Here is a 6050-nt window from a genome sequence, read left to right on the forward strand (position 1 = left end):
CAGGACCTTGTCGATGGTGATCTGGAAGAAGATCGGGGTGATGAGGGCGCAGAGCTGGATGAACAGCGAGGCGACGAGCACCGTGACGAGCGGCTTGCGGTAGCGCCAGACCGAGGGCACGAACCAGGTCAGGCCGAAATTGTGCAGTGCCGTCTGGATGTTGGCCCGGCGCGCGACGAGCACGATGGTGCCGGTCCAGCGCGGGAGGAAGGCGTCGGCCTCGACGTGCTCGGCGGTGCGGGCGACGGGATCGATGATGCGGAGCTTGCCGTCCTCGAAGCGGCGGCCGAGGACGACGAAGCGGCCGTCATCGACCTCCAGGATGGCGGGGAGCGGGATGCCGTCGAGGCGGGCCGGCTTCTGGTTCTGGAGGAGGCGTCCTTTCAGGCCGAGCCGGCGCGCGCCGCGGACGATGTCGACGCCGCTCATCGGCGCCTGGCCGAGGCCGAGGTCGTGGCGGACTTGCGCCGGCTCGCACGGGATCTGGTGGAACGAGGCGACGAGGGCCAGTGCCCCGAGGCCCGAATCGGGCCGGGCCGCCGGCAGTTCCGCGGGACCGGGACCGGATTGGTCGGGGCCGGCCGGGTCGAGATCGGCCTGTGAGGCCGCGTCTTGCAACATGGGCCTTGACACTCCTGCCTTGAACGAGATCGGACCACTCCCTCAAGGCATAACATGCGCGAGATCGTGCCCGGTGCGGCTCAGAAGTAATCTGTCGACAATCCACAGAATATAATAACGACAGATCAAATTTTATATTCTTTAATTCAAATAAAACTCGGGATCTTCGAGGAAGCGACGGGCGATATCGAAGCGGTCGCACGTCGATCCAAAGATGCGATTGCACCCGGTCGCGCTCGGCGAACGGGTGCAACAGCAACGGACTTGCCGGTCCGACCGCATCGTCGGCCGCCGCGGATTCCCGAGATCCGGATTCCGTGGCGGCACGTCCGGTCGCCGGCCGGTCACGACCGCGGCGCGGGCCGACCGGCCCGGAGGCTCCGGGCCGGTCGCACCCGTCGGCGACTATCCGACGTTGCCGCCGCCGAAGGTGGTGTCGCCGAAGGTCGCGCGGCCTTCGAGGGCGCCGTATTGCAGGTAGTGCTGCATCGGGTCGATCTTGGCCTGGGCGACGTCGCCGTAGGCCGCGAGGTACTCCGTCGTGTCGAAACCCTTCGACGGGTCGCGGCCCTCCTTCCAGCCGTACTGGTCGTAGTGCATCAGCGGATCGATCCCGGCCGCCTTCACGTCCTGGTAGGCGTCGAGATAGCCCTTCGTGTCGAACACCGCGTTCGGGTTGCGGCCCTCCTTCCAGCCGTAGGTCTCATAGTGATCGTAGGCGTAGGTGAACGCATCCATGCCGGATTTCGTCGCCGCCTCAGCCACGTCGGCATAGGACAGGAGGTAGTATTCGGCATCGAAGCCCGGATGCACGGCGAGGTCGGCGGTCTTGCCGATCGCGTCGTAGATCTGCCGTCCCTCGCCCTGACCGAATTCGATGTAGTGCCTGAGCGGGTCGAGCCCCTGCGCCTTCACGTCCGGATTGCGGGCGAGGTAGAGGTCGGTGTCGAAACTCGCCGACGGATCGCGGCCCTCCTTCCAGCCATACTGGTCGTAGTGCTCGAGGGGATTGATGCCGGCCGCTTGCACGTCCGGGTTGGCGGCGAGGTAGCCGGTCGTCGAGAACAGCGCGTTCGGGTCGCGGCCCTCCTTCCAGCCGTAGGTGGCGTAGTGCTCGTCGGCGTCCTGACCGGCGAAGAACACGTCCTTGTAGTTGGCGAGGTAGTACAGGTCGTCGACGAGCGGCTGACCGTCGCCGGTGACCACGGTGGCATCGCTGAAGAGGTAGCGCTCGAAGCCGGTGACCCGGTCCTCCCCTTCGGGCCCGACGATCAGCGTGTAGGCGCCGTCGCGGGTGACGGAAGTGTCGGCGAGCTTCGAGTTGAACACCAGGGTGTCGTTGCCGGTCGGGCCCGTCAGGGTCCGGCCGCCGAACAGGTAGTCGTTGCCGGGCGAGTTGACGATGATGTCGTCGCCCTGGCCGCCGTAGACGATGTCGTTGCCCTCCCCGCCGTCGAGGTAGTCGTTGCCGTCCTGACCGAACAGCACGTCGTCGCCCGCTTCGCCGAGCACGACGTCGTTGCCGGTCCCGCCGTCGATGGTGTCGTTGCCGGTGCCGCCGAGGAGCGTGTCGTCGCCGGCATCGCCGAAGATCCGATCGTCGCCGCCGGCACCGTTCACGGTGTCGTTGCCGCCGAGTGCCACGAGGACGTGGCCCTGGTCGTTGTCGGTGTAGACGTCATTCCCTTCGGTGAAGGCGAACGGAACCGACGACACCACGATCTCGAGCGGCGCCGAGGGCGGGCCGGCATTGCCGGCCGCGTCGGTGAGCTGCACCGACAAGGCGTAGGTGCCGTCCGCGAGCGGGTTGGCCGGGCTGACCGAGAAGGTGCCGTCGGCCCCCACCACGGCCGTTCCGAGCGGCGTCGTGCCGTCGAGTAGCGTCACCGTCGCCCCGACCTCACCGGTGCCGGTGATCGCCGGCGTGGTGTCGTCGGTCGGCCCGACCGGCCCCCCCGTCGTCGGCGCCGCGGGCGCCGCGGTGTCGACAACGACGGTCACCGGAGCCGAGGCGCCGCTGACGTTGCCGGCCGCGTCCGTGGTGGTCGCCGTCAGCGCGTAGCTGCCGTCCCCGAGCGGGATCGTCGGCGTGATGCTGAAGGCGCCGTTCTGGTCCGCCGCCCCCGTTCCCACCACGGTATCGCCGTTGCGGATGGTGACGGTGGTTCCGGGCTCGGCGGTGCCGGTGATGTCCGGGGTGGAATCGTTGGTCGGACGGGCCACCGGCGTGAGCGTCGGGCTTGCCGGCGCCCCCGTGTCGACGACGACGCTGACCGGAACCGTCGCCGCGCCGACATTGCCGGCCGGGTCGGTGAGCTGGACGGACAGGGGGTAGGTCCCGTCCGCGAGCGGGTTAGCCGGACTGACCGAGAAGGTGCCGTCGGCCCCCACCACGGCCGTCCCGATCGGCGTCGTGCCGTCGAGCAGCGTCACCGTCGCTCCGGCCTCACCGGTACCGGTGATCGCCGGCGTGGTGTCGCCGGTCGGGCCGGTCGGGCCGGTCACCGTCGCCGGCGCGGGTGCCGCGGTGTCGATGGCGACGGTCACCGGAGCCGAGGCGCCGCTGACATTGCCGTTCGGATCGGTCGCCGTCGCGGTCAGCGCGTAGCTGCCGTCTCCGAGCGGGGTCGTCGGCGTGATGCTGAAGGCGCCGGTCCCGTCCGCCACAGCCGTGCCGAGCACGGTGGTGCCGTTCAGGAGCGTCACCGTCGATCCGGCCTCCGCCGTGCCGGTCAGGGTCGGCGTCGCGTCGTTGGTCGGGCCCGCCGGGGCGGCGAGCGTCGGGCTCGCCGGCGCTCCCGTGTCGACGACGACGCTGACCGGGGTCGTGACCGGGCCGGCATTGCCGGCCGGGTCGGTGAGCTGGACGGACAGGGGATAGGTCCCGTCCGCGAGCGGGTTGGTCGGGCTGACCGAGAAGGTGCCGTCGGCCCCCACCACGGCCGCCCCGATCGGCGTCGTGCCGTTCAGAAGCGTCACCGTCGCCCCGGCTTCGCCGGTGCCGGTGATCGCCGGCGTGGTGTCGCGGGTGGTGCCGCCTCCCGCCGTCACGACCGGAGCGATCGGCGCGCTGGCGTCGATGCCGAACGTGAACGGTGCGCTCACCGCACTGACGGTGCCGGCCGCGTCGATCGCCACCGCGGTCGCCGCGTAGGTGCCGTCCGCCAGGACCGGCAGGGTCGCCGACCAGGCGCCGGCCGCGTCGGCCTGCGTCTCGACCGTCACGGCCCCCGCAGAGGTCCCCGCCGAGACGCGGATCGTGCTGCCGGGGTCGGCCCGCCCGGAGAGCGTCGGCGTGGTGTCGCTCGTCAGCCCGTCGCCCGGGATGCCGGTATCGTCGGCGAGGCCCGTGACCACCGGGGCACCCGGCCGCCCGACCTGGAGCGTCAGCGTGCCGCCGGGGACCGTCGCCGTGTTGCCGGCTGCGTCGCTCAAGGCGAGCGTCGAGGTCACCGACCCGCTGAAGCCCGAGAGGTCCACGCTGTAGGTGCCGTCCGCCGCCACCGCGACGCTCGTCTGCCGAACCCCGTCGCTGAAGCCGACGCTGCCGCTGGTGCCGGGATCGAGCCCCGCCACCGTGAAGGCGACCGCGGCGGCCTCGGCCGCGTCGATGACCCCGTCGGCCGTCGGATCGACGGCGAGCGTGGCCGGCGCGCCCGCATCGACGATGGTGTCGATGGTGAGGGCGAAGGGCGCCGAGGTGCCGATCGCGACGCCGTCGGCGCCGGTCAGGCTGGCGGTGAGGGTGTAGGCGGCGTCCGCCAGGCTCGGAAGCGCGAGGCTCCAGGTGCCGTCGGCGGCGACGACACCGGTCGCCGTGACCGTCCCCGCCGCGCTCGCGGCGGTGAGCGTCACGCTCGCCCCCGCCGCACCGATGCCGGTGACCGTCGGGGTGGTGTCGCGGGTGATGCCGTCGCTCGGCACGCCGGTATCGTCGGCGTAGCCGGTGATCACCGGCAGGACCGGGGCGACACCGATCACGTCGCGGCTGCCCGCCGCGAGCGTGGCGCGGTTGCCGGCGGCATCCGCGATGTCGGACCCGGCCGCGAGGGCCAGCGTCAGAGTGCCGGTGCCGGTCACCCCCGCCACCGTCACGGTGTAGTCGCGGCCCGACCCGACGATGCCGGCGATCGCGCCGCCCGCCCCGTTCGTGCCGGTGAGCACGAAGTCGTCGACGCTGACATTGGCGACCGCCTCGGAGAAGCTCAGCCCGTAGGTGAAGCTCGCCACCGCCGTGCCGCTGGCCGTGTCGGCGACGGCCGTGCCGGTCGGCGCCGTCGTGTCGAGGGTGAAGGTCGGGCCGGCGATCGTGGCGGTGTTGCCGGCCGCGTCCGTGAGGACGAGGCTCGCGGTGACCGCCCCGTCGAGGCCGTCGAGATCGGCCACGTAGCTGCCGTCCGCGCCGACCGCGACCGTCACGGCGGACAAGCCGTCGCTGAAGGTGGCCGCCGCCCTGGTGCCGGCGTCGAGCCCGGTCACGGTGAAGGCCGTGGCGGCGGCTTCGGCCGCGTTGCGGAGGCCGTCCTGCGTGGCGGCGACCGTGATGGCGGCCGCGGGAGCGGCGTCGATCTGGGTGTCGACGACGACGCTGACCGGGGTCGTGGCCGCGCCGACATTGCCGGCCGTATCGGTGAGCTGCACCGACAAGTCGTAGGTCCCGTCCGCGAGCGGGTTGGCCGGGCTGACCGAGAAGGTGCCGTCGGCCCCCACCACGGCCGTCCCGATCGGCGTGGTGCCGTCGAGCAGCGTCACCGTCGCCCCGGCCTCACCGGTGCCGGTGATCGCCGGCGTGGCGTCGTTGGTCGGCCCGCTCGGGCCGGCCACCGTCGGCAGGGCGGGCGCCGCGGTGTCGATGGCGACACTCACGGGCGCCGAAGCGCCGCTGACGTTGCCGGCCGCGTCGGTCGCCGTCGCGGTCAGCGCGTAGCTGCCGTCACCCAGCGGCGTCGCCGGCGTGATGCTGAAGGCACCGGTCCCGTCCGCCACAGCCGTGCCGAGCACGGTGGTGCCGTTCAGGAGCGTCACCGTCGCGCCCGCCTCCGCCGTGCCGCTGACGGTCGGCGTGCCGTCGTTGGTCAGGCCTCCGGCCGAGGTGATCGCGGGCGCGGGCGGCGCCACCGTGTCGACCGTGAGGGTGACGGCGGCGGAGGCCGGGCCGATATTGCCGGCCGCGTCCTGCGCCACCGCGGTGATCAGGTTGGCCCCCTCCCCGAAGGCCTGCGTGGGCGTGAAGCTGAACGCCCCGTTGCCGTCGGCCACGACGCTGCCGAGCACCGCGCCGTTGTTGCTGAGCGTGACGGTGGCGCCGGCCTCCGAGGTGCCGGTGATGGTCGGCGTGGCGTCGGTGGTCTGACCCGCGCTGGTGATCACGGGCGCCGAGGGCGCCAGGGTGTCGACGACGAGGCTGAGCGGGGCGGTGGCCGCGCTGG

2 protein-coding genes are annotated in these 6050 nt (G+C 72.0%); both read right to left on the reverse strand.

The genetic code is table 11. From position 1 onward, the window contains the following. A partial coding sequence (locus BM430_RS33620) for a cysteine peptidase family C39 domain-containing protein (RefSeq protein WP_244539794.1) occupies positions 1–621 on the reverse strand: 621 nt, incomplete at its 3' end. A gap of 405 nt (positions 622–1026) precedes the next feature. After that, positions 1027–6050: Ig-like domain-containing protein (locus tag BM430_RS33625; RefSeq protein ID WP_177303261.1), on the reverse strand; the 5024-nt coding region annotated here is incomplete at its 5' end.

Source organism: Methylobacterium sp. 174MFSha1.1 (assembly GCF_900116815.1).
Lineage (GTDB): Bacteria > Pseudomonadota > Alphaproteobacteria > Rhizobiales > Beijerinckiaceae > Methylobacterium.